23 protein-coding genes are annotated in these 25890 nt (G+C 54.2%); 13 read left to right on the top strand and 10 right to left on the bottom strand.

The window, feature by feature from the left end; translation table 11 throughout:
• Positions 1-39 precede the first annotated feature (39 nt).
• Positions 40-1197: an amidohydrolase gene (locus tag PZBJ_RS04555; RefSeq protein ID WP_101761399.1), complete on the bottom strand. Its 1158-nt coding sequence runs from the start codon at positions 1195-1197 to the stop codon at positions 40-42.
• 22 nt (positions 1198-1219) lie between these two features.
• Positions 1220-2215: an MsnO8 family LLM class oxidoreductase gene (locus PZBJ_RS04550; protein ID WP_101761398.1), complete on the bottom strand. Its 996-nt coding sequence runs from the start codon at positions 2213-2215 to the stop codon at positions 1220-1222.
• Between the two features lie 368 nt (positions 2216-2583).
• Between PZBJ_RS04550 and PZBJ_RS04545 the strand changes: the two genes are divergently transcribed.
• The 12 genes from PZBJ_RS04545 to PZBJ_RS04485 all read left to right on the top strand — a co-directional run bounded on the left by PZBJ_RS04545 (position 2584) and on the right by PZBJ_RS04485 (position 15880).
• Positions 2584-3561, top strand: a complete 978-nt coding sequence (locus PZBJ_RS04545; protein ID WP_101761397.1) for a TRAP transporter substrate-binding protein — start codon at positions 2584-2586, stop codon at positions 3559-3561.
• 48 nt (positions 3562-3609) lie between these two features.
• Positions 3610-4116 (top strand): TRAP transporter small permease, encoded by a 507-nt coding sequence (locus tag PZBJ_RS04540; RefSeq protein ID WP_101761396.1) that lies wholly within the window; start codon positions 3610-3612, stop codon positions 4114-4116.
• A gap of 12 nt (positions 4117-4128) precedes the next feature.
• The gene (locus PZBJ_RS04535; protein ID WP_101761395.1) at positions 4129-5415 is read left to right on the top strand and encodes a TRAP transporter large permease; all 1287 of its coding nucleotides are present in this window, start codon (positions 4129-4131) and stop codon (positions 5413-5415) included.
• Between the two features lie 667 nt (positions 5416-6082).
• Complete coding sequence (locus tag PZBJ_RS04525; protein WP_101761394.1) at positions 6083-7705, top strand: TIGR04028 family ABC transporter substrate-binding protein; 1623 nt, start codon at positions 6083-6085, stop codon at positions 7703-7705.
• A 12-nt stretch (positions 7706-7717) separates the two neighbouring features.
• Positions 7718-8662 (top strand): ABC transporter permease, encoded by a 945-nt coding sequence (locus tag PZBJ_RS04520; protein ID WP_206098201.1) that lies wholly within the window; start codon positions 7718-7720, stop codon positions 8660-8662.
• Positions 8659-9516 carry an ABC transporter permease gene (locus PZBJ_RS04515; protein ID WP_101761392.1) on the top strand — a complete coding sequence of 286 codons (858 nt, stop codon included), beginning with the start codon at positions 8659-8661 and terminating at the stop codon, positions 9514-9516. Before PZBJ_RS04520 ends, PZBJ_RS04515 begins: the two co-directional genes overlap by 4 nt.
• Positions 9513-11123 carry a dipeptide ABC transporter ATP-binding protein gene (locus tag PZBJ_RS04510; RefSeq protein WP_101761391.1) on the top strand — a complete coding sequence of 537 codons (1611 nt, stop codon included), beginning with the start codon at positions 9513-9515 and terminating at the stop codon, positions 11121-11123. The genes PZBJ_RS04515 and PZBJ_RS04510 overlap by 4 nt, the downstream gene beginning before the upstream one ends.
• Positions 11120-12121, top strand: coding sequence for a putative FMN-dependent luciferase-like monooxygenase (locus PZBJ_RS04505; RefSeq protein WP_101761390.1), 1002 nt, complete (start codon positions 11120-11122; stop codon positions 12119-12121). The genes PZBJ_RS04510 and PZBJ_RS04505 overlap by 4 nt, the downstream gene beginning before the upstream one ends.
• A 12-nt stretch (positions 12122-12133) precedes the next feature.
• Complete coding sequence (locus PZBJ_RS04500; protein WP_101761389.1) at positions 12134-13231, top strand: alkylhydroperoxidase domain protein; 1098 nt, start codon at positions 12134-12136, stop codon at positions 13229-13231.
• A 2-nt stretch (positions 13232-13233) separates the two neighbouring features.
• Positions 13234-14385 (top strand): amidohydrolase, encoded by a 1152-nt coding sequence (locus tag PZBJ_RS04495; protein WP_101761388.1) that lies wholly within the window; start codon positions 13234-13236, stop codon positions 14383-14385.
• Positions 14386-14408: 23 nt separating this feature from the next.
• Positions 14409-15257 (top strand): VOC family protein, encoded by an 849-nt coding sequence (locus PZBJ_RS04490; protein ID WP_101761387.1) that lies wholly within the window; start codon positions 14409-14411, stop codon positions 15255-15257.
• An 83-nt stretch (positions 15258-15340) separates the two neighbouring features.
• The gene (locus PZBJ_RS04485) at positions 15341-15880 is read left to right on the top strand and encodes a GNAT family N-acetyltransferase (RefSeq protein WP_101761386.1); all 540 of its coding nucleotides are present in this window, start codon (positions 15341-15343) and stop codon (positions 15878-15880) included.
• 296 nt (positions 15881-16176) lie between these two features.
• Here PZBJ_RS04485 and PZBJ_RS04480 read toward each other — a convergent pair whose 3' ends face one another.
• The 7 genes from PZBJ_RS04480 to PZBJ_RS04445 form a co-directional block, all read right to left on the bottom strand.
• A complete protein-coding gene (locus PZBJ_RS04480; protein ID WP_101761385.1) occupies positions 16177-16839 on the bottom strand; it encodes a RelA/SpoT domain-containing protein in 663 nt (220 codons plus the stop codon).
• The gene (locus PZBJ_RS04475) at positions 16836-17348 is read right to left on the bottom strand and encodes a hypothetical protein (RefSeq protein WP_101761384.1); all 513 of its coding nucleotides are present in this window, start codon (positions 17346-17348) and stop codon (positions 16836-16838) included. The genes PZBJ_RS04480 and PZBJ_RS04475 overlap by 4 nt, the downstream gene beginning before the upstream one ends.
• Positions 17349-17397: 49 nt before the next feature.
• Positions 17398-17946 carry a ParA family protein gene (locus PZBJ_RS04470; protein ID WP_101761383.1) on the bottom strand — a complete coding sequence of 183 codons (549 nt, stop codon included), beginning with the start codon at positions 17944-17946 and terminating at the stop codon, positions 17398-17400.
• 787 nt (positions 17947-18733) lie between these two features.
• The gene (locus tag PZBJ_RS04460; RefSeq protein WP_101761382.1) at positions 18734-19570 is read right to left on the bottom strand and encodes a hypothetical protein; all 837 of its coding nucleotides are present in this window, start codon (positions 19568-19570) and stop codon (positions 18734-18736) included.
• A 4-nt stretch (positions 19571-19574) separates the two neighbouring features.
• Positions 19575-21149, bottom strand: a complete 1575-nt coding sequence (locus tag PZBJ_RS04455) for a hypothetical protein (protein WP_101761381.1) — start codon at positions 21147-21149, stop codon at positions 19575-19577.
• Positions 21150-21164: 15 nt separating this feature from the next.
• Entirely contained in the window at positions 21165-22637 is a 1473-nt protein-coding gene (locus PZBJ_RS04450) for an OmpA family protein (protein ID WP_101761380.1), read from the bottom strand.
• A gap of 225 nt (positions 22638-22862) precedes the next feature.
• Positions 22863-23096, bottom strand: a complete 234-nt coding sequence (locus PZBJ_RS04445) for an SRPBCC family protein (RefSeq protein ID WP_405042465.1) — start codon at positions 23094-23096, stop codon at positions 22863-22865.
• Positions 23097-23411: 315 nt separating this feature from the next.
• Between PZBJ_RS04445 and eptA the strand changes: the two genes are divergently transcribed.
• Positions 23412-25055 carry a phosphoethanolamine transferase EptA gene (gene eptA / locus PZBJ_RS04435; protein ID WP_101761379.1) on the top strand — a complete coding sequence of 548 codons (1644 nt, stop codon included), beginning with the start codon at positions 23412-23414 and terminating at the stop codon, positions 25053-25055.
• A 33-nt stretch (positions 25056-25088) separates the two neighbouring features.
• Here the strand turns inward: eptA and PZBJ_RS04430 are convergent, their stop codons facing one another.
• A complete protein-coding gene (locus PZBJ_RS04430) occupies positions 25089-25865 on the bottom strand; it encodes an ABC transporter ATP-binding protein (RefSeq protein ID WP_101761378.1) in 777 nt (258 codons plus the stop codon).
• Between the last annotated feature and the right edge of the window lie 25 nt (positions 25866-25890).

Here is a 25890-nt window from a genome sequence, read left to right as displayed (position 1 = left end):
CTGTCGCCGTACAGAACCGGAATTAAAGGGTGAATCGCGTTAGTTCAGAATGGCGTCACGACATCGCGCGTTGAGGTGCTGCAACGCTTGCTGAGCCAGTTGCGTAAAGTAGTGTGCAGCGGGGGCAATCAGCGCTTCATCAGGATTGAAGCCGCCATGATGCAGACCAAATTCGCTCGCGCTGCCAATGCTGACAAACGCGCCGGGGATCTGCTGTAAGTAGTAAGCGAAATCTTCGCCGCCGAGATGTAACTCAGCGGTCTGCACGCGGTAGCCCACCTGCTGCGCCACATTGCTGGCAAACTGCGCCCAGCGCGCATCGTTCTCCAGCACCGGCGGACCGGGATGCCAGCTAAAGGTGGCGCTGGCACCGTTGGCGGCGGCGATATTCTCCACCAGCGTGCGGGCGCGCTGCTCCAGCTCCGCGCGCACCTGTTTGTCATGGGTGCGCACCGTGCCGCCAAATTCGGCCTCGCCGGGCAACACGTTCCAGGTTTTGCCGGCGTCGATGCGCGTGACGCTGAGCACTAAGCTGTCCAGCGTATTGAAGCTGCGGCTGGTGAGCGATTGCAGCGCCTGAATAATCTGGCTGGCGACCACAATGCTGTCCACGCCCTCTTCCGGATGCGCGGCATGCGCGCCTTTGCCGGAAACGCGCACGATAAATTTATCCGCATTGGCGTAAAACGCGCCGCCGCGTGTGGCGAAGGTGCCGGTCGGCAAACCGGGTTCATTGTGCATGCCGAAAATCGCCTGCACACTGTCGAGCACGCCCGCATTGATCAACTGGCGTGCGCCGGTGGCGTTCTCTTCCGCCGGTTGGAACAGAATACGGATGCGCCCCGGCAATTGATCTTCAACGGCTTTCAGCTGCAAGGCCGCGCCCAGCATCACCGCGCTGTGAACATCGTGGCCGCAGGCATGCATTACGCCGCTGTTGCGCGAGCGGTAAGTGAGTCCGGTGGCTTCGTGAATCGGTAGCGCATCGATATCGGCGCGCAGCGCAATCAACGTGTCGCCGTGCCCCACTTCCACGATTACGCCGGTTTCCAGCGGATAATCCAGCAGACGCAAACCGGCGTCCTGTAACCAGCGGCGCAGGCGCGCGGTGGTTTCGACTTCGCGGCCGGATAACTCCGGCCAGCTGTGCAGCTCACGTCGCCAGTCAATCAGCTGATGTTCGCTAAATTGCGTCATACCTGCCTCCGGAAGCAGCGAATCATGCGGTGACTAAACGGTGAGTGGCCAACAGTTCGAGTGATTTCACGCGCGCCTGCTCTTCAGCCACCGGCGTATCAATCACGAATTCTTCAATGCCGAAATTCTGATGCAGCGCATCCAGCTTGGCATGCACCTGCGCGGCGGTGCCTTTCAGCAGCGATGGCGTGCGCGGTTCAATCACGTAATCGGTATAACCGCCCTGACGCACGTAGCGTTCGGCCTGCTCGACGCTGCCGACGTTAACGCTGGGGCCATCCTTCACGTTGACGTGATAAACGCGCAGGTTATCCACCAGTAGATCGGCTTCCGCCGGCGAGTCCGCCACCACCACTTGCACCGCCACCAGCGCGCGCTGGCCGTTGCTGTGCTGGCGATAGCTGTTAAGGACTTTTTCCATCAGTTGCGGATCGCCGTTGTGATGCGCCGCAAACACCAGCTGCCAGCCGAGTTCCGCCGCCAGTTTGGCGCTCTCTTCGCTGGCACCCAGCAGGAAGCGATTGGCCGGACGCGGCGGCTGTGGCGTAGCGCGCAGAATCTCTTCATCGCCCACTGGCGGCACTTGCAACCAGCTATCCAGCAGCGTCAATTGCTCGGCGAAGCTGCCTTTCTCTTGCAGATGCACACCGAGCTGCAACGCACGCGTTGAGAGCGGCAAGCCGCCCGGCGCTTTGCCGACCCCAACGTCAATGCGGCCCGGCGCTAAGGACGCCAGCAAGTTGAAGTTTTCCGCCACTTTGTAAGGGCTGTAGTGTTGCAGCATCACGCCGCCGGAGCCGACGCGAATATGTTGTGTCTGGCCGATGATCCAGGCGATCAGCAGTTCCGGCGACGGACTCGCCAGACGATCGGTATTGTGGTGTTCCGCTAACCAGAAACGGTGATAGCCCCAGGCTTCCGCCTGCTGCGCCAGCTGTAACGTGCGGTGTAGCGCGTGGCTGGCTGTCTCTCCGTCGGCAATCGGCGATTTATCCAGCAAACTCAGTCGGTATGACATGCGCCTTATCCTTTTCGTCATGAATATGGCGAGTAGTTTGTGGCGGAGAAGGCGGATTCGTAAAACATGATATTGTCGTATCTATATTTACTTTATGCATATCAGGGAGATAGATTGGACCATGTGGTTTAAACTCCTTTGAAAACACATAATTATCCCCACAGGATATGGATTGTTGTGGTGATGTTTTGAAAATGTGACACTCAATATAAAATTATTAAAACATCGTTTCAAAATGTGACGTAATTCATCCAATCGCCATTCCCTTATTTTTCCAGCCACTATTTTCTCTATGCTGACACCACGCGGCATCCTTCGACAAATTAATGCGCCGCACCTTCCTGCCTCCCCTTAGCTGGAGAAAAAGCATGACGTTTAAAAAATTACTTCTGGTCGTTTCGTTATCCTCTGCGGCAGCGTTTTGCCCGGCAGTGTCTTCTGCCAAGGTCATTAAAGTGGCCGAAGTTCAACCGGCGGGTTATCCCACCGTGGTGGCGCTTGAACACATGGGCGAGAAGCTAAAAAAAGCCACTGATGGCCGATTAGAAATGAAGGTTTACGCCGGTGGCGTACTCGGCGATGAAGACCAGACGCTGCAGCAGGTGCAACTGGGCGCCATTGACATGATCCGTGTTTCGCTGGCACCGGTCACCACCATCGCGCCAGAAACCAGCGTATTAACCTTGCCGTATGTTTTTCGCGATGAGGATCATATGCACAAGGTGCTTGATGGTGATATCGGGAAAAATATCGTCGAGAAATTCGATAACGATCCTAACGCCCGCATGATATTCCTCGGCTGGACCGACGCCGGTGTGCGCAACATGATCACCAAAAAGCCGATTGCCAAACCCGACGATCTTAAGGGTATGAAAATCCGCGTGCAAAACAGTGCGATTTCGTTGGCGACCTTAAAAGCCATGGGCGCAAACCCGGTGGCAATGGGCGTGAGCGAAGTGTTTAGCGCCATGCAAACCGGCGTGGTGGATGGCACTGAAAACAACCCGCCAACCTTTGTTGCCCACAACTATATGCCCGTCGCTAAGTACTACACCCTCACCGGCCACTTCATTCAGCCTGAAATGATTCTCTACTCTAAACCGTTGTGGAATCGCCTCTCGGCTGACGACCAGGCGTTGCTGAAGAAATTAGGCAAAGAGGCGCAGGAGGAAGAGCGTCAGCTCTGGGCAACTTACACCCAACAATCCATCGAGAAGATGAAAGCCGGTGGCGTGACCTTCCAGGAAACCGATCGTGAAACCTTCATGAAAGCCACCCAGCCAGTGCGCGATCAGTTTGGCGGGAAATATCAGGATTTGATGAAACAAATTGCTGATGTGAAGTAATCCTCCCCACGCCACGTGCCTACGTGGCGTTTTAATCAGGTAAACATTATGACTGCATACTCTCGTCTGATGGATGGGCTTTATTTGCTGTGCATGGCGATCGCCGCCGTTGCCTTGTTGATTATGGTGACGGTGATTCCCATCGGGATTTTCACCCGCTATGTGCTGAACGACGCGTTATCCTGGCCAGAACCGGTCGCCATCATTTGCATGATCATCTTTACCTTTATTGGTGCGCCAGTCGGGTTCCGCGCCGGTACGCATATTTGCGTCTCGATGATGACCGACCGGCTCTCGCCGGTGAATCAGCGCTGGCTGCTCAAGTTGTCTGACGCGCTGATGATCATCACCTGTCTGGTGATTTTCCGCGCCAGTTACAACCTGTGTGAAGCGATGTGGGTGCAAACGCTGGCCTCACTACCGGTGGTGACCTATGGCGAAATGTATCTGCCGATCCCAATCGGCGCGATTTTCACCCTGCTGTTTGTCATTGAAAGATTGGTTTTTGGCGATCAAAGCCAACGCGCCATCGTGACTCTTGGCGGCACCCACTAAGCGGAGAAGAAAATGGACGCACTGATTTTGATAGGCAGTTTGGTGGTATTACTGCTGGTGGGTTTCCCGGTGGCATTTGCCGTAGGATTGAGCGCGTTTATCGGGGCATGGTGGATCGATTTACCACTGGAAGCGGTGGTGATTCAGATTACCAACGGCATTAATAAGTTTTCACTGTTAACCATTCCGTTCTTCATTTTGGCTGGTGCGATTATGGCGGAAGGCGGCATTGCCCGGCGGCTGGTCAACTTTGCCTATATTTTCGTTGGTTTTATTCGCGGCGGTTTGTCGCTGGTGAATATTGTCGCCTCAACCTTCTTTGGCGCGATTTCGGGTTCTTCGGTGGCGGATACCGCCTCGATTGGTTCCGTGATGATTCCGCAGATGGAGGAGAAAGGCTATCCGCGTGACTTCGCTGCGGCGGTAACGGCCAGCGGCTCGGTACAAGCGGTGTTAACCCCGCCCAGCCACAATTCGGTGATTTATTCGCTCGCCACCGGCGGTGTTGTCACCATCTCATCGTTGTTTGTCGCCGGCATCATTCCTGGCCTGTTACTGGGTTTTTGCTTAATGGTAATGTGCCTGGGATTTGCGCGTAAACGCGGCTATCCCAAAGGCGAGCGCATCCCTTACAAGCAGGCGTTGAAAATCTTCTTCGATGCGTTTTGGGGATTGTTCACCATTTTCATCATTCTCGGCGGAATTCTGTCCGGCGTTTTCACCGCCTCGGAATCGGCAGCCATTGCCTGCATCTGGGCGTTCTTTGTCACCATGTTTATTTATCGTGATTTCAAATGGACGCAATTGCATATCCTGGTGTTTCGTACCATCAAAACGGTAACCATTGTGATGGTGTTGATCGCCTTCGCCGCCGGTTTTGGTGCGGTAATGACCTTTATGCAATTACCCACCATTATTACCGAAGCCTTTACCCAATTTTCCAGTAACAAGTATGTGATTTTGATGTGCATTAATCTGCTGCTACTGGTGGTGGGGACGCTAATGGATATGGCACCGCTGATCCTGATTCTGACGCCGGTACTATTACCGGTAGCCACCGCACTCGGCGTCGATCCGGTGCATTTCGGCATGATAATGCTAACCAACTTAGGCATCGGTTTAATTACGCCACCGGTCGGCACGGTATTATTTGTCGCCAGCGCCGTGAGTAAGCAAAAGATTGAGCAAGTGGTCACCGCCATGCTGCCTTTCTATGGCGTGTTGTTTATTGTGCTGATGTTGATTACCTATATTCCGGCGTTATCGCTATGGCTACCGCGTTTAATGGGCGTGATGTAACAACCGGTCAAATCATTGTGCTTTAAATCTGCTGCGGGCTCTGACACATCTACTGCGTCACGGGCCGTCCTCGCACCGCTAGCGCGGTACCTTCGGCTTTCACGTCGTGCCGACGGATCATTCGGGGATCGGCCGTCCTGGCCGGCCCCGAACTGCCTCACGCATCCCTGCGTGAGGCTCCTGGCCCAACGTAAAAGCCTCAGCGCTGCGGATAGCCCTTTTGCCGCAGCAGACGCGTCAGCGCCTCTGGCAAATGTGCCCTTTTCAACAACACGCACTGAAGGTTTGGAGCAGGCCGGGGCCGCTTTTGGGCCGGCAATCCGCAGCGCTGAACGAAGCGAGGAAGCCAGGAGAGCCCGCAGGACGCGGGCGAAAGGCGGAGCCGGGACAGGACGTCCCGTCTCCGCCGGTCCGTCAGGCAGACGAGCGAAGTGAAGGTACCGCGTAAGCGGCGCGAGGACCGCCGGACCAAAAGTGGCACCGGTCAGCGCCATCGCCAATGGCTTAGCTAATAAGCATTACGCCATTTATGGCGCCCCATCGTATGAATAGAACGCCTATTTATTTTTTTTAGCAAAGCTTAGTGCAATTCCTTGGTTCAACTCCCGTGTGCGGCATTCAATGATGAAAACCGCCCGTCGGGCTATTGATTAAAAAGGGAAACACCATGACTAAGCATTTTCACTTGCAGGCGTTGAGTTTGGCCCTGCTATCAGGGATTTTTAGCGCCCACGCGGCAGACACGCCCGTCAAAGGCGGCACGCTGGTTTACCTCGAACAACAGGCACATACCAACCTTTATCCACCCGCCGGTGGCTTTTATCCCAATGGCGGTATTCTGAATCAAATTACCGATAAGCTGACGTGGCAGAATCCTGAAACCTTAAAAGTGGAACCGTGGATTGCCGAAAGCTGGAGCAGTAACGCCGATAAAACCGAATATACCTTTAAAATTCGTCCCGGCGTCACCTTCTCTGATGGCACGCCCTTAGATGCTAAAGCGGTAGCCAAAAACTTTGATACTTACGGTCTGGGAAATAAAGCCCAGCGCCTGCCGGTTTCCGAAGTGATCAATAATTACGACCGCAGTGAAGTTATTGATCCTCAGACGGTGAAATTCTATTTCAAAAAGCCATCTCCCGGTTTTTTACAGGGCACCGCTACCATCGGTTCAGGCCTGGTTTCCCTCAGTACGCTGCAGCGTAGCTTCGACCAACTCGGCGATGCGCGTCATATTATTGGTTCCGGTCCATTTGTGGTCAGCGATGAGAAACTCGGCCGCGAGGTCGATTTAACCGCGCGCAAAGATTATCAATGGGGCCCGAAAAACCTCGCCCAGCAAGGTCCCGCCAATCTCGACGGCATTAAATTCATCGTCACGCCGGAAGACAGCGTGCGTATTGGCGCGCTGCTGGCCGGTCAGGCCGACTTTATTCGTCAGGTGCAAGCCTACGACGAGAAGCAGGCGCAGCAGCAAAACTTCCCGATTTACGCTGCACCCACGCGTGGCGTTAACGACAGCATCAGCTTCCGCCCGGATAACCCGCTGGTCAGCGATGTGAAAGTACGTCAGGCGCTGCTGCACGCCACCAACGCTCAGCAAGTGGTGCAAACCCTGTTCTCACCGAACTATCCGCAGGCCACGTCGGTGATCGCCACCTCGGCGGCCGGTTACGTCAATCTGGCCGACAAGCTGAAATTCGATCCGGCGTTATCGAAAAAGCTGCTGGATGAAGCGGGCTGGAAACCGGGCAGCGACGGCATTCGCGAGAAGGATGGCAAGAAACTGGCGCTGACCATTTATGAATCGCTGCCGCAGCCGCAGAACAAAGAGGTGCTGCAGCTGGTGGCACAGCAGTGGCGTCAGGTTGGCGTCGCGCTGGCGGTGAAAGCCGGTGATGCCGGCAGCCGCGTGCTGGATAACCTCGATCCGCTGAAAACCCCGCTGGTGGTGTCCGAAGTGGGACGCGCCGATCCTGACGTGGTGAAGAGCCAGTTCTATCCGACTAACCGTGATGCGCTGCTGCAAAAAGGCGGCTCCAGCGACAAGGTGCAAAACTTCCGCGACGACAAGCTGAACACGCTGTTGCTGGGGATCTCCTCGGAAGTCGATCCGGCGAAACGCCTGGCGGTGACCGGCGAGGCGCAGCGCTATCTGCTCGATCAGGCCTATCTGATTCCGATCTTTGAAGAACCGCAGGTGTTTGCCGGTGCGCCGTGGCTGAAAGGCGTGAATTTTGAAGCCGTGGGTCGTCCGTCGTTCTACGGCGCGTGGCTGGAAAAACACTAAGGCAGGTTAATGATGCAACGTTCACTGCTGCGAAGAGTGGGTCAAAGCGTTTTGGTGCTATGGGCCGCGTTTACCCTGTCGTTCTTTCTGCTGCAGGTGCTGCCCGGCGATGCGGTGCTGATCAAGTTTCAGAACCCGGATCTGGGCCTTAGCCCGGATCAAATTGCCGAGATGCGACTGGCTTACGGCGCGGATAATCCGCTCTGGCAGCAGTACGTGCACACGCTGCTGGCGATGGTGCGCGGCGATTTTGGTTACTCGGTGCAGGCGGGCGTGCCGGTCAGCGAACAGCTGATCAGCAACCTGCCCGCCACGCTGCAACTGGCGCTGCTCGGCTTTGCGCTGGCAACCCTTATCGCGTTCGCGCTGGCGGCGTTATCGCGCTTGCCAGCGCTGCGCTTCCTGCGTTCGGTGCTGCAATCAATTCCGGCGCTGTTTATCTCGCTGCCGACCTTCTGGCTCGGCATCGCGCTGATTCAGCTGTTCTCCTTCCAGCTGCGCTGGATCCCGGTGATCAATCCGTCGGCGCTACAGGGTTTGATTCTGCCGGTGATTACCGTGGCGATCCCAATCTCCGCGCCGCTGGCGCAGATTCTGTTGCGCAGCATCGATCAGGTTTCTACCCAGCCGTTCGTGGCGGTCGCGCGCGCTAAAGGCGCCAGCGAAAGCCATGTGCTGTGGCATCACGTGATGCGCAATGCGCTGCTGCCGGTGCTGAACGTTGCCGGTTTGCTGCTCGGGGAACTGATCGCCGGTGCGCTGATTACCGAAACCGTGTTTGGCCTAAGCGGCGTCGGTCAGCTGACGCAGCAGGCGGTGAATAATCAGGACGTCGCGGTGTTACAGGCGGTGGTGATGATCTCGGCACTGGCGTTTGTGCTGATTAACCTGCTGGTCGATGCGCTGATGCCGCTGTTCGATCCGCGTCTGCAATCCATTGCCGGAGGCAACCGATGAGTCTGGTCGATTACTCAACTGCGCGTCAAAGCAACGGCAACGCACGTGCGTCCCGCGTGCTCAACATCCAGCCAGGTTTGTGGCTGGCGTGGGGCGTGATGCTGTTGGCGCTGCTGGCGGCATTTGCGCCTGGTCTGTTTACCCATTTCAGCCCAACGGAAGGCGTGCCTGGCGCACAACGTCTGCCGCCGCAGGCCGCTTACTGGCTCGGCACCGATCAGCTGGGCCGCGATCTCTACGCGCGCATTATTTATGGTGCGTCACAGTCGCTGTCGGCGGCGGTCGCAGCGGTGGCGATGGGGCTGATTGGCGGCACCACGCTCGGCGTGCTGGCGGGCGCGATGGGCGGTCGCACTGAGAACTGGCTGATGCGCTTAGTGGATGTGCTGCTGTCGATTCCCTCGCTGCTGCTGTCGCTCAGCATTCTGATTCTGCTGGGTTTTGGCACCGTGCACGCCGCGCTGGCGGTGGGCATCGCCTCGATTGCCAGCTTTGCCCGCCTGGCGCGTGGCGAAGTGGTCCGCGTACGCCGCAGCGAGTTCGTCGAAGCGGCTTACGGCAGCGGCGGCAGTTTCTGGCGCGTGTTGTGGCGTCATATTTTACCCAACTCGCTGACGGCGGTGATCGCCTTCGCCGCCTTGCAGTTTGGCCAGGCGATTCTGGCGTTATCCACGCTCAGCTTCCTCGGCTACGGCACGCCGCCGCCGACGCCCGAATGGGGATTATTGATCGCCGAAGGACGTAACTATCTGGCGACTGCGTGGTGGCTCACCACCTTCCCCGGCATTGTGGTGGTCGCCGTGGTGCTGGCCGCCAACCGCATCAGTCGTCAACTGGCCGGAGGTGACGCATGAGCGCGTTATTAGCCATTGAAAATTTAACCCTCAGCTATCGCCAGCGCGGCGAGTGGCGCGCGGTGGTTCACAACGTCAGCTTCGAGTTGCAGCCGGGTGAAATGGTGGCGCTGGTCGGTGAATCCGGATCCGGCAAAACCACCACCGCGCAGGCCATTATTGGTTTGATGGCAGAAAACGGCCGCCGGGACAGCGGCAAAATTGTGCTGAACGGCACCGATATCGCCGGTTGGTCTTCTAAACGTCTTGATAGCCTGCGCGGCGTCAGCATCAGCTTAGTGCCGCAGGATCCGGGCAACTCGCTCAATCCGGTGAAAACCATTGGCGATCAGGTCGGTGAAATGTTGCAGCTGCACCTGAAAATCAGCAAAACCGAACGTCAGCAGCGCGTACTGGAGCTGCTGCAAAAAGTGGGGCTGAGCCATCCGGAACAGCGTCTGACGCAGTACCCGCATCAGCTTTCCGGCGGCATGAAACAGCGCGTGCTGATTGCTATCGCCCTCGCCCTGCGTCCGCAGATTATCATTGCCGATGAACCCACCAGCGCGCTGGATGTCACGGTGCAAAAACGCATTCTCGATCTGCTGGATGTGCTGCGCCGCGAATCCGGTACGGCGGTGCTGTTTGTCACGCACGATTTGGCATTGGCGGCAGAACGTGCCGATCGCCTGCTGGTATTTCGTCATGGCGAAGTTCAGGAACAAGGCCCGGCGGCGCAGGTGATCAACGCGCCTAAGCATGCTTACACGCGGCAGCTGTTGCAGGACGCCGATCCGGGCGACAGCGCGCTGTCCGTGCCGACACATGCCAACTTCTCGTCGCCAGCGATTCAGCTCTCCGGCATCAATAAACAGTTTTCCCTCGGTCGCCAGCAGCAGCTGCAGGTAGCGAAAGAGGTGTGCGTCACGGTGGCGCGCGGCACCACGCACGCGCTGGTCGGCGAATCCGGCTCGGGGAAAACCACGCTGGCGCGCATTCTTTTAGGCTTTGAGCAGGCCGATAGCGGCCGCGTGGTGATCGATGGCATCGATGCCACCGCGCTGCGCGGCGAAGCGCAACGTCAGCTGCGCCGCAAGATTCAGTTTGTGTATCAGAACCCGTTTGCCTCGCTGGATCCGCGCCAGACGCTGTTCGCCATCATTGAAGAGCCACTGCGTAACTTTGAGAAACTCAGCAGCGACGAGCGCCGGCAACGCGTCGCAGCCGTGGCGCAGCGCGTGGCGTTACCGCTGGAGCTGCTGACGCGTAAACCGCGCGAGTTGTCCGGCGGCCAGCGTCAGCGCGTAGCCATCGCCCGCGCCCTGATTCTGCAACCGGCGATTCTGGTGCTGGACGAAGCGACCTCAGCGCTGGATGTCACGGTGCAGGCGCAGATTCTGCAACTGCTGCAACAACTGCAACGCGAGCTCGGCCTCACTTATCTGTTTATTACCCACGACCTCGCCACCGTGCGCCGCATTGCGCACAGCGTCACCGTGCTGCGCGCCGGTGAAGTGGTGGAGAAAGGTGACACTGTCACTCTATTTAACGCGCCGCAGCATCCGTATACCCGATCGCTGATTGACGCGATACCCGCTTTCCGTCCGCTGATTAAGGAGTCTGCATGACGCGCAAACGCATTGGTTTTTTCACTCGCCTGCTGGATGACACTTCCGCACAGCAGCGCTATCGCCTGGCAACTGAACAGATTCAGCACGCCGAGCGCACCGGTTTTGACAGCGCGTGGATTGCTCAGCACCACTTTCACGAGAAAGAAGGCGGCTTGCCGTCACCGCTGCTGTTTCTGGCCCACGTTGCGGCGCACACCCGCACTATTCGGCTTGGCACCGGCATCATCACGCTGGCGATGGAGAACGCGCTGCGCGTCGCCGAAGATGCAGCGGTGCTGGATTTGCTGAGCAACGGTCGCCTAGAAGTCGGTTTAGGATCGGGCGGTACCGCGACCTCGTTTCTGCCGTTCGGTATCACTATCGACCAGCGTGCCAGCGTGTTTGCCGATCATCTGCATCAACTGCTGAGCGCCTGGCGCGGCGATACGTTGGGCCACCCGGAGAATCATCTTTACCCCGCAGCGCCGACGCTGGCGCAGCGCGTGTGGATCGCCACCTTCTCGGTGGAAGGTGCGGCGCGCGCAGGCCTTGCCGGGCACGGTTTGATGCTGTCGCGCACCCAGCCGCGTCCGGCGGGCCAGCCTGATTTGCCACTCCACCAGATACAAAACCCGATGATTGATGCCTATCTGGCGGCTTTACCAGCAGGCATTGCGCCGCGCATTCTGGCATCGCGCACCGCTTTTGTGGCCGATTCCAACGACTACGCGCGCCGTCTTGCCGAGCCGGGCTTACAGCGCCAGGCGCAGCATTTCCGTGAATCGGGACACGTGATTGGCAACACGCTGGACGAACAGGCGCGTCAGCTGGATGCGCACTTCGGCGATGCCGACACGGTGCGGCAATCGCTGCTGGCCGATACGTCGCTGCAACGCGTCACCGATATCAGCTTCCAGGTGCACTCCATTGATCCGCCACACACCGACATTCTGCGTTCTATCGAATTGATTGCCGAGTATATTGCGCCCGCGCTGCGTGCGCTAAGCCACGCTTAACAGGAGAATTTCATGTCTCAACCGTTTGATTTACTGGCCGCGCTGGCGGATATCGATCCCGCGTCTGAACTGGCGCAAGCCCGCGCCGAGCGTCACGCCGCCACCCAGCACACGCAAGGCAGCTATGACGTGCTGTTTTCACAGGATGATGAGGATTTGCCGTTAGCAGAACGTTTCGCCCTCGCCGCGCAGGTCGCGGCCTGGCATGGCGCGTCGAGTCTCGAAGCGCATTACCGACAGCCGGATCAGCCCAACAACGCACGCTTCGCTGCGGGTCTGGCGTTTGCGGAACTGCTGAGCTTGCATCCGGTCGATGCTGCGCCGCAGCACATCGAGACGCTGCAAACTGCCGGATGGTCGCCACGTGGCATCGTCACGCTGGCGCAGCTGATTGCCTTTGTCAGCTTCCAGAGCCGCTTGCTTGCGGGTTTGCGTTTGCTCAACGGTGAAGAGACGGCGTCGCAGCCGCATGCGGTGGCCGGTAAATGGCACGATGCGCCGCTCACCGTGAGCGGGAAAACCGCCCTCACCGCCTTTACCCAACAGGAACTCGGCTGGGAACCGTGGCTGGCGGCAAAACCGCTGCAGGAATTTAGCGCTGAAGAGCAGGCAACGCTGGCGAAATTCGGCCACAGCGACTCTGATTACTTCCGCCTGCTGGGCCGCAATCAGCCGCTGCTCGAGCAGCGCACGCTAACCGATAAAGGCATCTTCTACACCGCAGGCGGACTCTCGCGCGCCGAGCGAGAACTCGCCGCCACGGTGGTGAGCAAGGTCAACGGCTGCATCTACTGCGCCTCGGTGCATGCGCGCAAAGCCAGCCAGCTGTCGAAAGATGAACCGGAGGTGCAGAAGCTGCTGAATGTCGCGCCGGGCGCTGAGCTGTCGCACGGACAATCGGCGCGCTGGGCGGCGCAGATCGATCTGGTTGCTACCTTATCGATTACGCCTGCCGCCACCAGCCTGAAACAGCTGCAGGCGCTGCGCGCTCAGGGATTCAGCACGCTGGAGCTGCTGGACCTGATTCAATCCGCCGCCTTCTTTGCCTGGGCGAATCGCCTGATGCTGACGCTCGGCGAACCTTTCTTACCTGAACACACACAAGGATGACCATGACGGATCTTTCCCATCAACAGCTGGTGCGCTGGCGACGCGAGCTGCATCAGCATCCCGAACTGTCGGATCAGGAATTTGCCACCACCGAGCGCCTTACCCGCTGGTTGCAGGAACTCAACGTCAAGCTGCTGCCGCTGGATTTGAAAACCGGTGTCGTGGCAGAAATCGGTCACGGTGAACCGCTGATTGCGCTGCGTGCCGACATCGACGCCCTGCCCATCGACGAGCAAACCGATCAAGTATGGCGCTCCCAACAGCCGGGCGTGATGCACGCCTGCGGCCACGATCTGCATAGCAGCGTGATGCTGGGCGTCGCACAGCAGTTGCAACGCATCGAATCCCAGCTGCCTGGCCGCGTGCGCATTCTGTTCCAGCCTGCCGAAGAGATTTTTACCGGCGCGAAACAGCTGCTGGCGGCGGGCGCGCTGAAAGAGGTGCAGGCGATTTTCGGCCTGCATAACGCGCCGGATCTGCCAACCGGCACGCTGCGGACGCGCGGCGGTGCCTATTATGCCAACGTTGATCGTTTCCAGATCACTATCAACGGCAAAGGTGCGCACGCCGCGCGTCCGCATGAAGGCATTGATAGCATCGTGATTGGCAGCCACATCGTCACCGCGCTGCAAACGCTGCCGAGCCGCGTGTTCAGTTCGCTGGAGTCGCTGGTAGTCAGCGTGACGCGCTTTACCGCAGGCAATAGCTGGAACGTGCTGCCACAAACGGTGGAACTGGAAGGCACGGTGCGCACCCACAACGCGGCGATTCGCGCGCAGATCCCGCAGAAAATGAGAGCGCTGATAAACGGGATCGCCGCCGGATTTGGCGCACAGGCGGAGCTGGTGTGGCAGGAAGGTCCGCCTTCGCTGGTCAACACCCCGCAATGGGCCGATTTCGCGCTGGATCTGGCCGCAGAGCAAGGCTATCAAACACAGGTCGGCACGCCGCAGATGGGTGGCGAAGACTTCGCCTTCTACCTGCAGCAGCTGCCGGGCGCGTTCGTCAGCATCGGCAGCGCCAGTGAATTTGGCCTGCATCACGCCGGATTCGCTCCGGATGAAGCGATGCTGGAACCGGCGGTGCATTACTTTACCGAGCTGGCCCAACGCGCGCTGCTGACGCTGCGCCAACAACAGGCGCTGGCATCGTGACCATGAGAGCAAGGAGAAAAGCGATGGCGATTTCTGTACCTGTTCCACGTCTCGACCATGTGGTGATCAATGTTGCAAGCCAGTTGGATGACGCCAGCGCGCTGTTTCGTCGCCTGGGATTTCAGCTGACCGAGCGCGGCCATCATTCGCTCGGCTCCAGTAATCATCTGGCGATTTTTGGAGATAACTATCTGGAGCTGTTGGGGTTTGAGCCTGGGCGCGGCAATCTGCGCCAGGATTTGTGGCAGTCGCCGATTGGCCTCAGCGGATTAGTATGGAAAACTGAGGATGCCGATGCGGTGTGGCGCTATCTGGAGAGCCAGGACATCGACGGCGATCTGCCGGCGAGCTTTTTCCGTCCCGTTACTTTGCCGGACGGCACCGAGCAGGAAGCACGCTTCCGCACCGTGCGATTGCGCCCGTCGCTGGTTGCGAACGGCCGCAGCTTCTTTTGTCAGCACGACACACCGGATTCGGTATGGCAGGACGCGTGGCGCGTCCATCCGAATGGCGTGAGCGATATCGTCGAGTTCGTGGTGGTGGCGCAGGATCCCGCCGCCGCTGCTCAGCCCTACAGCCGTTTATTCGGTGCCGATAAACTCACCGCCTGTCAGGAAGGCGCGTTTGTGCTCAAAGCGGGCGTGGCAACGGTACGCTTTGCCGCCGCGGAATACGTTACGCAGCGCTTCGCCGGATTGCCGATTGATTACGACGGCAGCGCGCGCATGGCCGGATTGAGTTTGCGCACCTCGGATCTGCGCAAAGTGAAAGCCAGCCTGCTGCTCGGTGATGTGCCGTTCCGCGAAGAAGAGTCGGCGATTATTGTTGGTGCCGAGCAGGCGTTTGGTGTGGCGTTGCGGTTCCAGTTGTGATCCCCCGCGCGCATTTGTAGGGTCGCCATTTATGGCGACTTGGTTTAACGTGATCCACTTTCATCCATAAACGAAGGTGAAATGTGACCGCTAAACTGCATCTCGATACGCCCAGACTCACCTGCTCGCAGATCGCGGAAGACGACTGGGACTTCTTCCGCCAGCTCCAGCTCTCGCCTCACGTCATGCATTACGTCGCCGATGCAAAATCTGAAGAAAAAATTCTCGCTGATTTCACAGCAAGATTGCCGCGCTGGTCGCCTCGCAGCGCGCATTGGCTGTGTCTGGTGGTGCGGGAGAAACAATCAGGTAATCGCATCGGCGTCAGCGGCTATATCCATCGTGAAAATAACTGCGCCGAAGTCGGCTTTCTGTTCGCGCCAGAAGCGCAAGGCAAAGGCTATGCGCACGAGTCGCTTCGGGCGATTTGTGACTATGCGTTCAGCGACGGCGGCATCCGACGCCTGAGCGCCACCGTCACCGCAGGCAATACGCCCTCTCGTCGGCTGCTGGAAAAAGTCGGATTTAAATTAGAGGGCGAACTGCGGGAAAGTTACTGGCTGAGAAATGCGTGGCATAACGATTGGGTATTTGGGTTGTTGTGTGGGGAATATGGGTTGTAGTATAGGTGTTATCCACTTGGTGGTAGTCGGATTTGGTTAGCGACTTAACGATATGCTATAGGGAGAGCATAAGTGAGGCGGCTTTCTGATAGAAAAAGACATAAAAAACTCAGATAGGATTGTTTTTAGAGACTGCTTTTTAGAAGCCTCACTACAACCGGTTAGGTACGCAATCGACCTTATAAAAAACATTCCGATTTTAATTTTAATTTTAATAATGAATGACAACATATACACGAAAAATTTATTGGAAAAATCAAGCACAATCAAAGACTGTACTTGATTTAATTGCCAACTTAATTTTCATGTATTTTGAAAATTGAGTGCGACATCCGAGTGCCTGCACCAACAATTCTAGCAAAAACCTTTAGTTGTTCCTTAATGAAAATACTTTCACTTTCTTTTGGATAGTTAACTGCGTGGTCAATTTCCCCCCAAACCTCCTCAAATAACGTTCTAACTTGAACCTCGCATGTTATTTTACTTGTAGTGTTAGCTTTGAAAACATAGTGAACACTAGTATAGAAGCTTTCTTTTTGCTCTGTCGTTATACCTTCATCTCTAAAGAATGATGCATACTCAGGATCCCATGTATAAGCTTTGGGAGTTTCATATAAAGCCAACTCGCCATCATCGACATACTTCATAAGTCGTTTGTGTATAGCATCAAACTGTCCTTGATGTAAGTGAAGTATCCTTATACCTACAATATCGGTAATCAAATCCATTACATTATCTTTATTAATTTCCAAATGACCTAATTCTCTTAGCCTGTCATTCTTTCTGGTTATTTTTTCATTTAAATGCTCTATGTCTTTTGTTCTTTTTTTATGGCTGTGAACATTATTTTTAAGAATAGGATCCCTCGTGATATAAGATACAATCCTATCTGAGAATATCTCATAATCATGAATATGTTCATTAATACTTTGAATGATATCTTCATTTTTCATATTCATTTACTAATCTCCTCTACGCGTAAAAGGACTTCATTAGCAAAAGATGTATACACTTGACGAGTAGCGAGATATTCATCCCTTCTTCCATTAATCGTGCTTCTATCCTGGGCATCGTAAATGGAATCACTTGATGGAAGAAGCCACATAGGTTTTTTATATTTTTGGGCATTCGCAGGCATTGTAGCATGACCATATATAATGGAATTCCCACCAATGAATTGCTTTATTGTATCTTTATGGATAGGGGCATAGCATTCTTCAGGTATATGATCCAAAATTTTATTTGGTAGCTTTTCTGCCCAGTTATAATGTGCTTTAGCTATTTTAAGTGGATTGGATGCATCCTCTCTTTTTTTAGCATTATATATTGTATACCCTATTAACTTTACAAATTTGTTAGGGAGGTACGTTTTTTTAGAATTAGGAAGCAATGACATCATTGTATCAAAATCTTTTTTCCATGTCTTAAGTGCATTCCCTATATTTTTTATTCCATAACCAGAAAACATATCAGGAGCGCAAGGAATCAAGAAACCGTCTGAATTTGATATTATTACTTTATTTAAAATACCTAGACATCGGAGATGTATCAATCAATATCACATCAAAGCCGAGTTTCTCAGTATAAATCTTACAAATTCTTCTTATGGCTGTGATAACACGAAGGGCTTGAGGTTCCCCCAAAAATGCTTCACTCCATTGCTTTGAAAGTTTGTTTTCAAACAGATGCAATGTCAGCCTACCCGGGATTAAATGTAAGTTATTATTAACTCTTATACTGGGTGGCAGTTGTTGTTCTTCTGACTGACCATCTTCTGATGGTTTCAATATGTAATGAATTGATCGTGGCGCATTATGTATTTTTCTGAATTCAACATCAGAAGAATCAGATTTTGCTTTCTCATAATCTTCAATGAATGGATCTTCTGCATCCCAAATCTCTTCTATCTGCTCATCGTCAAGGACGAAAAGACTTAAATTAGACTGAGGATCTAAATCTATCATCAATGTTTTTTTTCCTGACTCTGCTAAGGCATAAGCCAAGTGATAAGTCATTGTAGATTTTCCCACCCCGCCTTTATTATTAAAAATGGCTATAGATGACATGCTAGAATCTCCTTAAAAAAATAATATAAACACATACATTGCTTTTAACCAATCTAAGCTAATAATCCTAGATCCTGTAACATCCCTTGAGCAAAGCATTTTTTTGCAGATCGCACTGAACTTGACATACTTCACTTTTTTTAAGCCATTATACACAGACATTACCTTCGATGGTTAAATCACGACGGATTATCAAGTTACTTCAGGCTTTCCTAGTCCAAGTTTACTTCCACTATTCGCTCAAGCAAACTAATAAGCCTGCATGAAAGTAGACGGTGGGCGGATGAACAAACAACCAATACACATCGTTCAGCCGCCGTCATAACCCTGCCAGCATCCTAAATACCAAGATTATTCGCAAGTTGCTTCTCATCCTCTAAAGTTCAAGCATAAGAGGACGAAAATCCTTTTAGACATTCTGGAGGATAGCGTATGTGTAAAGTATTGGTTTTTACTGTCAGGCTTGATGATGCTGTAAACGGCGATGGCCGCTGATGGCACGATTAGCTTCAGCGGTGCGATTATGGAACCGTCCTGCACCACGGCTACTCAGCTGCAAGGAACGTCTGTTACCTGCACGCGCGAAGGTGTTGATAAAGTGCGTACGATTGCACTTAATCCATAACAACAAATGCTGTCTTATCAGACTGGCTCCGTACGCGTTAAATCGGCCAACAATCATAAAATCTTTTAAGTGACCTATAAATAATTAAGACCTAATTTCGCCGCTTATTATTAAATGCCTCAGTTTTATCACTGAGGCATTTAACACATCGTACTGATCAACTTATTGCAAATCCACGTTCAACGCCGGGGCACCAAAACTGACTAACTCCGCATTCGACGCAGTAAAATAGTCGCGCCAGAATATCTCCAGTTGCTGAATGATTTTCCCTGAGCGATAATTATTTTTCGCGTCGGTATCAATCAATCCTGCACCTGCGACAAATACCTTAGCGCCGGCAAAATCCGCTAACAAATTCTGCTGTTTAACCTGCTGCAACGCTTTCTCAGGCGAAAGCAAACGCAGCGCGTTATTGCGGTAGAAGCTATCAAAAGCGCTGTTTTCCAACATATCGGAGATCAGAAACAGAGTGCGTGAGGCGTTTTCATCCTGCTCAAGATCGTGACTAATGCGTTTCAGGCTATCGAGGATCTCGCTTTTAGCGATGTTATCGCCCTTCTCAGCGAAACTTTTTGACATCAACCCACCCATTGCGCTCGCGAAATATTGCTTTTGCTCACTCAGGCATTTGTCGAGGTTCTTCAAACTCTCCATGCCTTGATTGTCGCGGATCTTCTTGTCCGTGAGTAGCGGCTCCAGACGTCCATCAAATAAGCGCTGCATGAAATTGTTCTGCAGCAACGCCGAGAACTGATACAGCACCACATGATCGCCGGGCTGGCTAAAACGCATGATCTGCTGCCAACTGGTATTTTTGATCTGCAGCGGCACTTTAACCGTTTGATCAATAATCACCACCAGCTCACGACCGCTGTTGGCCGGGCGATATTGACTGAGTTTGGCATAGTCATAACAGCTCGGGATATCGTTGCGATCCGCAGCCTGCGCCATGGCACTCACCCCGGCTAACAGCAGCAAACACCATTTGCTGATCTTCACCTGATTATCCTCTGGCCTTATTAAGCACGCGCTGCACTTTACGACGACTGATCAGTGCTTCCATTGACAGATCCAAATCCTCAGCCACCAAACGCAATTCTTCATCATCTAAGGCTGTCAAATCGCCCAACTCCGCAATGCGCGCCTTTTCATCGGCGATAGCAGCAGGTGCCGTTTCCAGTGCCACCGGTGCAGGTGTTGGCGTTGTAGGTTCAAATACCAAAGCCGGTTCTGGCTGATGTACCGGGCGCTCTGGAGCAACGGTAGCGCGTGTGGCGTTAAATTGCTGATGCTGATCGTCGGCCAGTGCTTTATCGCGCTGCTTACCGCGCACGTAATCGTCGAAGGTCCGAACATCAGTTTGTGCAATGCTGGCGCTACTGGCGCGTTGCATCGCCATACGATTCTGCAAGCATGCCAGTTTATCCTGCGCATCACGCTCTACGCGCTCACGGCGCATGGCGTACCACGCGGCAAACTCTTCAGAGCTACTAAAATTACCAATATATTTCGCCGCCAGGCGCGATTCGATGCCGACCAGAGAACGGTAATAACCAATCAAAATACCGATAATCTGCACGCCAATGAAAATCACCGACAAAATAATGAAGGTCAATTTGGAGGCGAACACGCGGTTGTCACTGACCTCTTGCGCCGCTTGCTTATCAGCCTGCTGATTATCTTCCACCGCTTGCTGTGGCAACTCAAAAGGTGAAGCGTTGCTCGCCGCGCTGGTTTGGCTGAACGGCGTGCCATTGACGGCCTGGGTTTCGGCGGCATTAATGGTTGCCGCGCGAATGAAATAGGCACCTACCGCAAAGGTGAAGATCAACAGCAGCGTCACAACCGTTTGTACATATTGCGGTTTTGCGCCAATACCGTGGTTCACTCGGTTAAGCATTTGCAAATAGCTAGGCGCATCATCGTCAATGCGGCTGTTTTCCAGTGAGACGCGGTTGTCTTTAACCAACGCCTGCGCATGGCCTTCCAGACGCGCTTCTTTATGCCAGTAGCGGATTTTACTCAGCAGCGTATTTTTGTGTAACTGCGTGCCCATTAAATGCGTTGCGGGCACTAAAATCACACCAATCAGCACCGAAACCACAATCGCCGACAGCTCCGCCTGGTTCGCAGAGATGTTGTTGGCAATGAATGGCGAAAGTACCAGCGCAAAGATAAAGGCCTCCAGAATGACGAGGGCGATACTGCATAACCACAACACCACGCTGGTCGGTTTGCGGCCCCGCTCATCCACTTTGTTCAGATAGTTAACGCAGCGCAGATAAAAATCGGCATCGCGGTTTGAAATGCTATGAAATTGATAAAACTTGCCACACAACGCTTCTTCAGCCGGATGCCAGATGCGTCCGCCGGTGCCCGCACGGCGAGATTCATGGCTACGCGACAAACGGGTGATGTGGCCAAAGAGCGGTAGGGAACAAAACAGGTTGAAAAAGAAGTAACGAACTTGATCCCACCATTTGATCACGCCAAGTGTTAGCGCCAATAGCCCGAAAAGCGGCCAGAAGATGTAGCGATAGGTGGCGATCGCCTGCATTAAGGTATCTAAAATTTCCATAAGAGTGTTATCCGTTTATCCACGCTGAGGAGCGTAATTGGCCAGCCACGGCTGACGATGATTGCTATAAAAGAGCTGTCCTTGTTGCGCAGGCTTGCCCGATTTCGGCAGCAAGAGGTCGACGCACGAGATCGGTTGTTGCTGGGCATCGGCGATGTAGACGCGGTAAAGAATGCTGTCTTCACCTTCCCAACTGTTGGCGACACTTGCCATGCCTTGTAGCACCTTGCGGTTGCCCTGCGCATAATTTGGCGTGATGAGCACTTGTGGGTTTTGCGTCACCACCGCACCCTCTTTGAGAACAAACACTGGCGTCAATGTCACCAGGTTGCCATTCACCAATCCAGCCCACGCGCGCCCGTTCATATTGGGCAGATATTCCCGCGTATCATGCTGATCGATCGCCTTACCGCTGGCTAAATTCTTAGCCAGCCCACTGACGCGAGGAAGATCGGTGAGACAGCTACCGCTGACACTGCTGGCCTGCGCCTGACTAATCAGGCTGAAACCTTGCGACAGCGGCTTTAAGTTGCTGGCGAGACCCGTAACCTGTGCGCTGGTGGGCTTGCCACCAAAATCGACAAAGTTAACGGGATTGCTCTCAGCAATGGCTTGAGTGGGTTGGGTCACCACTTCCGGCGCTTTTACTTCAGCGCTTTTTGCCGCAGCCTTCTTGCTCGCTTTACGTGGTGCCGCCCTGGCGGTTGAAGTACGCGCCAGCGTATTTTCAGCAGTAGAGCTGTGGCGCAAATACAGTGGATTATTGCTTTCCAGCGCCAGACGCTGGCGTAACAGTGTTTCATTCGCTAACGCCACGATTTCAACCCGGCGGTTTTGTGCCCGACCCGAAAGGGAATCGTTATCCGCCAGTGGACGTGAGGAACCCACGCCCTGGAAATAGAGTTGGCTGGCTTTAATGCCGCTTTGCTCCAGTACCAGCCCAACGTTGCGGGCACGCGCTTCAGAAAGTTGCTGATTGTGTTCGGCGTTGCCAGTGGCGTCCGTATGTCCCACCACCAGCAAAACATCGCTGGAGGATTGCTGGCCGCCTTTCATCGCTTTGGCAATTTTTTGCACCTGACGCATGCCGCTGCTGGTCAGTTCTGCACTGTCGATGGCGAACATGGTACCGTCCTCAACTTGTGCAACAATCCCAACCGGCTCCTGCTTGCTGTTCTCCTGCGCCTTAAGCGCCTGAGTGCTAATGCGAATTTTTTCTTCCTGGGCGACTTTAGCCAGCGCCTGTTCACGATTCTGCCAAACGTTTCCGACCACGCATCCCGCTACGCCGCCCGCTAGTCCACCCACCAGAGCTTTCTTTGCGTCGTGAGTCACCAGATAAGTGATGCCGCCACCCAGTGCGGCACCGCCGATACAACCGGCAGCGGTACCGTAATCACGAGCAAAGTCATTCATTGAGGCACAACTGGAAGTCAGAGAAGCGGCGATCAGCACGGATGCAGCTTTTTTAGAAAAGGGTAAATTCACATCAAATCCTTGATTGAAAAATCCTCTGTCGTGCGGAGGAAACAATGATTAATGGTTGAGGCTAATTGATAAAAAAAATTCACAGGTTTGTATCGGCAGCAATGCCGATGACTTTAGACCTCAGTGGCGAATTTCTTCTATTCAAGGAGATAGAGGATTAAAACGGATTGACGCAGGAGGAAGTGATGAAATTACGTTAGTAATATTATCTAATCACCGCGCGATTTATCGCGCAATAGGTGTTTGATGAATATGGACACGCGTGGCAAGTTTGACCAAACGCCAATCCTGATGGCCGTTAATCATCGGGTTCGCCTGCGCTTTTGCCGGCTCAACCGCCGGTTTGCCGTTTTGAGTTTCCTGCGTCAGGAGGCGCACGCGATTATCGGAAAGATCTTCGATCAACCATGCATGCAGCACGTCCAGACGATCATCGCTGCCCCACCCTGGAAATCTCACGTTAACCACTTCTGCGCACAGAATCACGCGCTGGTGTCTTATCTCGGCGGGAATTTTCACGGCGTCACAGATGCGGCTTTGAATGCGATGGGACGCGCGCGCCGCCGCTGGAGATTCAGGCTTCACCAAAACCGTGGAGTAGCATGAAAGAACGCACCGCGATGCCGGGCATCGCTGGTTGCGCGAATTATTGTTCACCACGGTCAGCCGCAATGATGCTGTCTAAAGATAAATCTGCCTGACAGGATTCAGCCTAAGGTTGACTTAACCTTCATTTCTTAATCTGGCGCCATCTTCACTGTTACGGATGGACCAATGACGTTTTCGCTGCGCAAAAGACCGACGCTAAGTCGGCTGACGTTTATTTCGCTATTTTCAATTTATGTTGCGGTGTTCCTGAATATTGCCTTTTATCGTCAGGTGATTGCAGCAATGCCACTCGATACGCTGCGCACGATATTCGTCTTCGTCTCAATGCCGCTGGTGGCATTTAGCGTGATCAATATTATCGCCACCCTCGCCTCTTTTGTTTGGCTTGACCGGCTTATTCTTGCGCTGTTCGTATTAGTGGCGGCGGCTGCGCAATATTTCATCTGGACGTTCGGTATTGTTATTGATCGCTCGATGATCGTGAATATTCTGGATACCACACCGTCCGAGTCCTTTGCTTTATTGTCGCCTAAGTTAATTATCACGCTGGGTGGCAGCGGCCTGCTCGCTGCCCTTTTGGTATTCTGGATTCGGATTAAACATAACGAACCTCTGTGGAAAAACATCGCCAAACGCGCCGCGTCAATTGTGGTGTCGGTCATCTGCATCGCCCTGGTGGCGACACTTTTCTATAAGGATTACGCCTCGCTGTTTCGTAACCAAAAAGAGCTGATCAAGTCGCTCAGCCCGTCGAACTCCATTGTGGCGACACTTTCCTGGTATCACCACAGCCGCACCGCCAATTTGCCGCTGGTGAAAATTGGCTTAGATGCCAAACAAAAGCCGCAGATGCTGGCGGGTGCAAAGCGCAATCTGACGATTTTGGTGGTGGGTGAAACCACGCGCGCGGTGAATTTCCAGCTTAATGGTTATGGTCGCGAAACCACGCCGTTGCTGGCGAAAGATGACGTCTCTTATTTCCCTAATACGAAATCCTGCGGTACCGCTACTGCGGTCTCTTTGCCATGCATGTTCTCGAATATGCCGCGCGCGCATTATGACGATCAGCTCGCTGATCATCAGGAAGGCATGCTCGATATTATCCAGCGCGCCGGCGTGCAGGTTTTGTGGAATGATAATGACGGCGGCTGTAAAGGTGCCTGCGATCGCGTCCCGCATCAGGATATGACCAGCCTGAATCTGCCGAATATGTGTCACGATGGGGAATGTTATGACGAGGTATTATTTCACGGTATCGAGGACTCTATTAAAAACCTTAAAGGCAACGGCGTGATCGTACTGCATACCATTGGCAGTCACGGCCCAACCTATTACAACCGTTATCCTCCGCAGTTTAAAAAATTCACGCCGACCTGCGATACCAATCAAATTCAGGATTGTTCGCAACAGCAGCTGGTGAATACCTACGACAACACCATTCTGTATATTGATTACATTGTCGATAAGGCGATCAATGTATTGAAGGCGCATCAGGATCAATACACCACCAGCCTGGTGTATTTATCGGATCACGGTGAGTCGTTGGGGGAAAATGGTGCTTATTTGCACGGTATGCCGTATGCAATTGCACCGGATGTGCAGAAACATGTGCCGATGCTGATTTGGCTGTCACCAGATTACCAGCAGCGTTATGGCGTGAGTAAAAGCTGTGTCGATAAACAAGCGGCGCATCAGAGTTATTCTCAGGATAATCTGTTCTCCACCCTGCTTGGATTGACGGGGATTCAGACCAGCGAGTATCAACCTGCGGATGATATTTTGGCCGGTTGCCGGATCGTGCAGGGTTAAATGCCAGAAGGTCGCCATGAATGGCGACCCACATCACGCAGCTACCCGATCCGCCCCCAACAAATCCAATATCCTGCTGCGCAGCGCCACCAGCTGCGGATCATCGCGACGGCGCGGCCACGGCAGATCCACCTCGATCACATCCACCACTTTCGCCGGTCTTGGGCTGAATACCACCACGCGATTCGCCATCACCAACGCTTCTTCAACATCGTGCGTCACCATCAGCGTGGTGAACTGCTGCTCCTGCCACAGGTCGACAATCTCCTGCTGCATCCGCAATCGCGTCAGGGAATCGAGCTTGCCGAGCGGTTCATCCACGATCAGCAAACGCGGCACGTTAACCAGCGCGCGAGCCAGCGCTGCACGCTGCGCCATACCGCCCGAAAGCTGATGTGGCCACGCGCGAGCAAACTGCCTGAGGCCGACGCGATCCAGCATCGCGTTAATGCGCTGTTCGCGCACCGGCCGGCTCTCCCCACGAATCTGCAAACCGAGACCGACGTTGTCATAGACGGTGCGCCATGGATAGAGCGTGGGATCCTGAAACACCACCACGCGCGACGGATCGGGCGCGGTTATCGCTTTGCCCTCCTCCGCCAGTAACCCGCTGGCGGGCGGTTCGAGGCCGGCCAGCAAACGCAGCAGCGTCGATTTGCCACAGCCGGACGGCCCCAGCAGCGCGACAAATTCACCGGCCTCTACCTGCAAATTAATATTCTCCAGCACCGGTAAATCTTCGCCTTCTAAGGTGAAGTGATGATTCACCTTCTCAATCGCAATATTAACGCCCGCCGAAGTGGTAGCCATATTTTCGCTCCTGCTTGATTTGCTA

The organism is Pantoea endophytica (genome assembly GCF_002858935.1).
GTDB classification, from domain to species: Bacteria; Pseudomonadota; Gammaproteobacteria; order Enterobacterales; family Enterobacteriaceae; genus Pantoea; species Pantoea leporis.
The sequence above is the reverse complement of the archived record's forward strand: the minus strand, read 5'-3'. Positions and strand labels throughout refer to the sequence as shown.

Coding starts and splice junctions, on each gene's coding strand:
- PZBJ_RS04505 (WP_101761390.1), top strand. CDS start 11,120: ATGACGCGCAAACGCATTGGTTTTTTCACTCGCCTGCTGGATGACACT.
- PZBJ_RS04550 (WP_101761398.1), bottom strand. CDS start 2,215: ATGTCATACCGACTGAGTTTGCTGGATAAATCGCCGATTGCCGACGGA.
- PZBJ_RS04555 (WP_101761399.1), bottom strand. CDS start 1,197: ATGACGCAATTTAGCGAACATCAGCTGATTGACTGGCGACGTGAGCTG.
- PZBJ_RS04525 (WP_101761394.1), top strand. CDS start 6,083: ATGACTAAGCATTTTCACTTGCAGGCGTTGAGTTTGGCCCTGCTATCA.
- PZBJ_RS04470 (WP_101761383.1), bottom strand. CDS start 17,946: ATGTCATCTATAGCCATTTTTAATAATAAAGGCGGGGTGGGAAAATCT.
- PZBJ_RS04490 (WP_101761387.1), top strand. CDS start 14,409: ATGGCGATTTCTGTACCTGTTCCACGTCTCGACCATGTGGTGATCAAT.
- PZBJ_RS04475 (WP_101761384.1), bottom strand. CDS start 17,348: ATGTTTTCTGGTTATGGAATAAAAAATATAGGGAATGCACTTAAGACA.
- PZBJ_RS04480 (WP_101761385.1), bottom strand. CDS start 16,839: ATGAATATGAAAAATGAAGATATCATTCAAAGTATTAATGAACATATT.
- PZBJ_RS04545 (WP_101761397.1), top strand. CDS start 2,584: ATGACGTTTAAAAAATTACTTCTGGTCGTTTCGTTATCCTCTGCGGCA.
- PZBJ_RS04455 (WP_101761381.1), bottom strand. CDS start 21,149: ATGGAAATTTTAGATACCTTAATGCAGGCGATCGCCACCTATCGCTAC.
- PZBJ_RS04515 (WP_101761392.1), top strand. CDS start 8,659: ATGAGTCTGGTCGATTACTCAACTGCGCGTCAAAGCAACGGCAACGCA.
- PZBJ_RS04535 (WP_101761395.1), top strand. CDS start 4,129: ATGGACGCACTGATTTTGATAGGCAGTTTGGTGGTATTACTGCTGGTG.
- PZBJ_RS04495 (WP_101761388.1), top strand. CDS start 13,234: ATGACGGATCTTTCCCATCAACAGCTGGTGCGCTGGCGACGCGAGCTG.
- PZBJ_RS04430 (WP_101761378.1), bottom strand. CDS start 25,865: ATGGCTACCACTTCGGCGGGCGTTAATATTGCGATTGAGAAGGTGAAT.
- PZBJ_RS04510 (WP_101761391.1), top strand. CDS start 9,513: ATGAGCGCGTTATTAGCCATTGAAAATTTAACCCTCAGCTATCGCCAG.
- PZBJ_RS04540 (WP_101761396.1), top strand. CDS start 3,610: ATGACTGCATACTCTCGTCTGATGGATGGGCTTTATTTGCTGTGCATG.
- eptA (WP_101761379.1), top strand. CDS start 23,412: ATGACGTTTTCGCTGCGCAAAAGACCGACGCTAAGTCGGCTGACGTTT.
- PZBJ_RS04500 (WP_101761389.1), top strand. CDS start 12,134: ATGTCTCAACCGTTTGATTTACTGGCCGCGCTGGCGGATATCGATCCC.
- PZBJ_RS04520 (WP_206098201.1), top strand. CDS start 7,718: ATGCAACGTTCACTGCTGCGAAGAGTGGGTCAAAGCGTTTTGGTGCTA.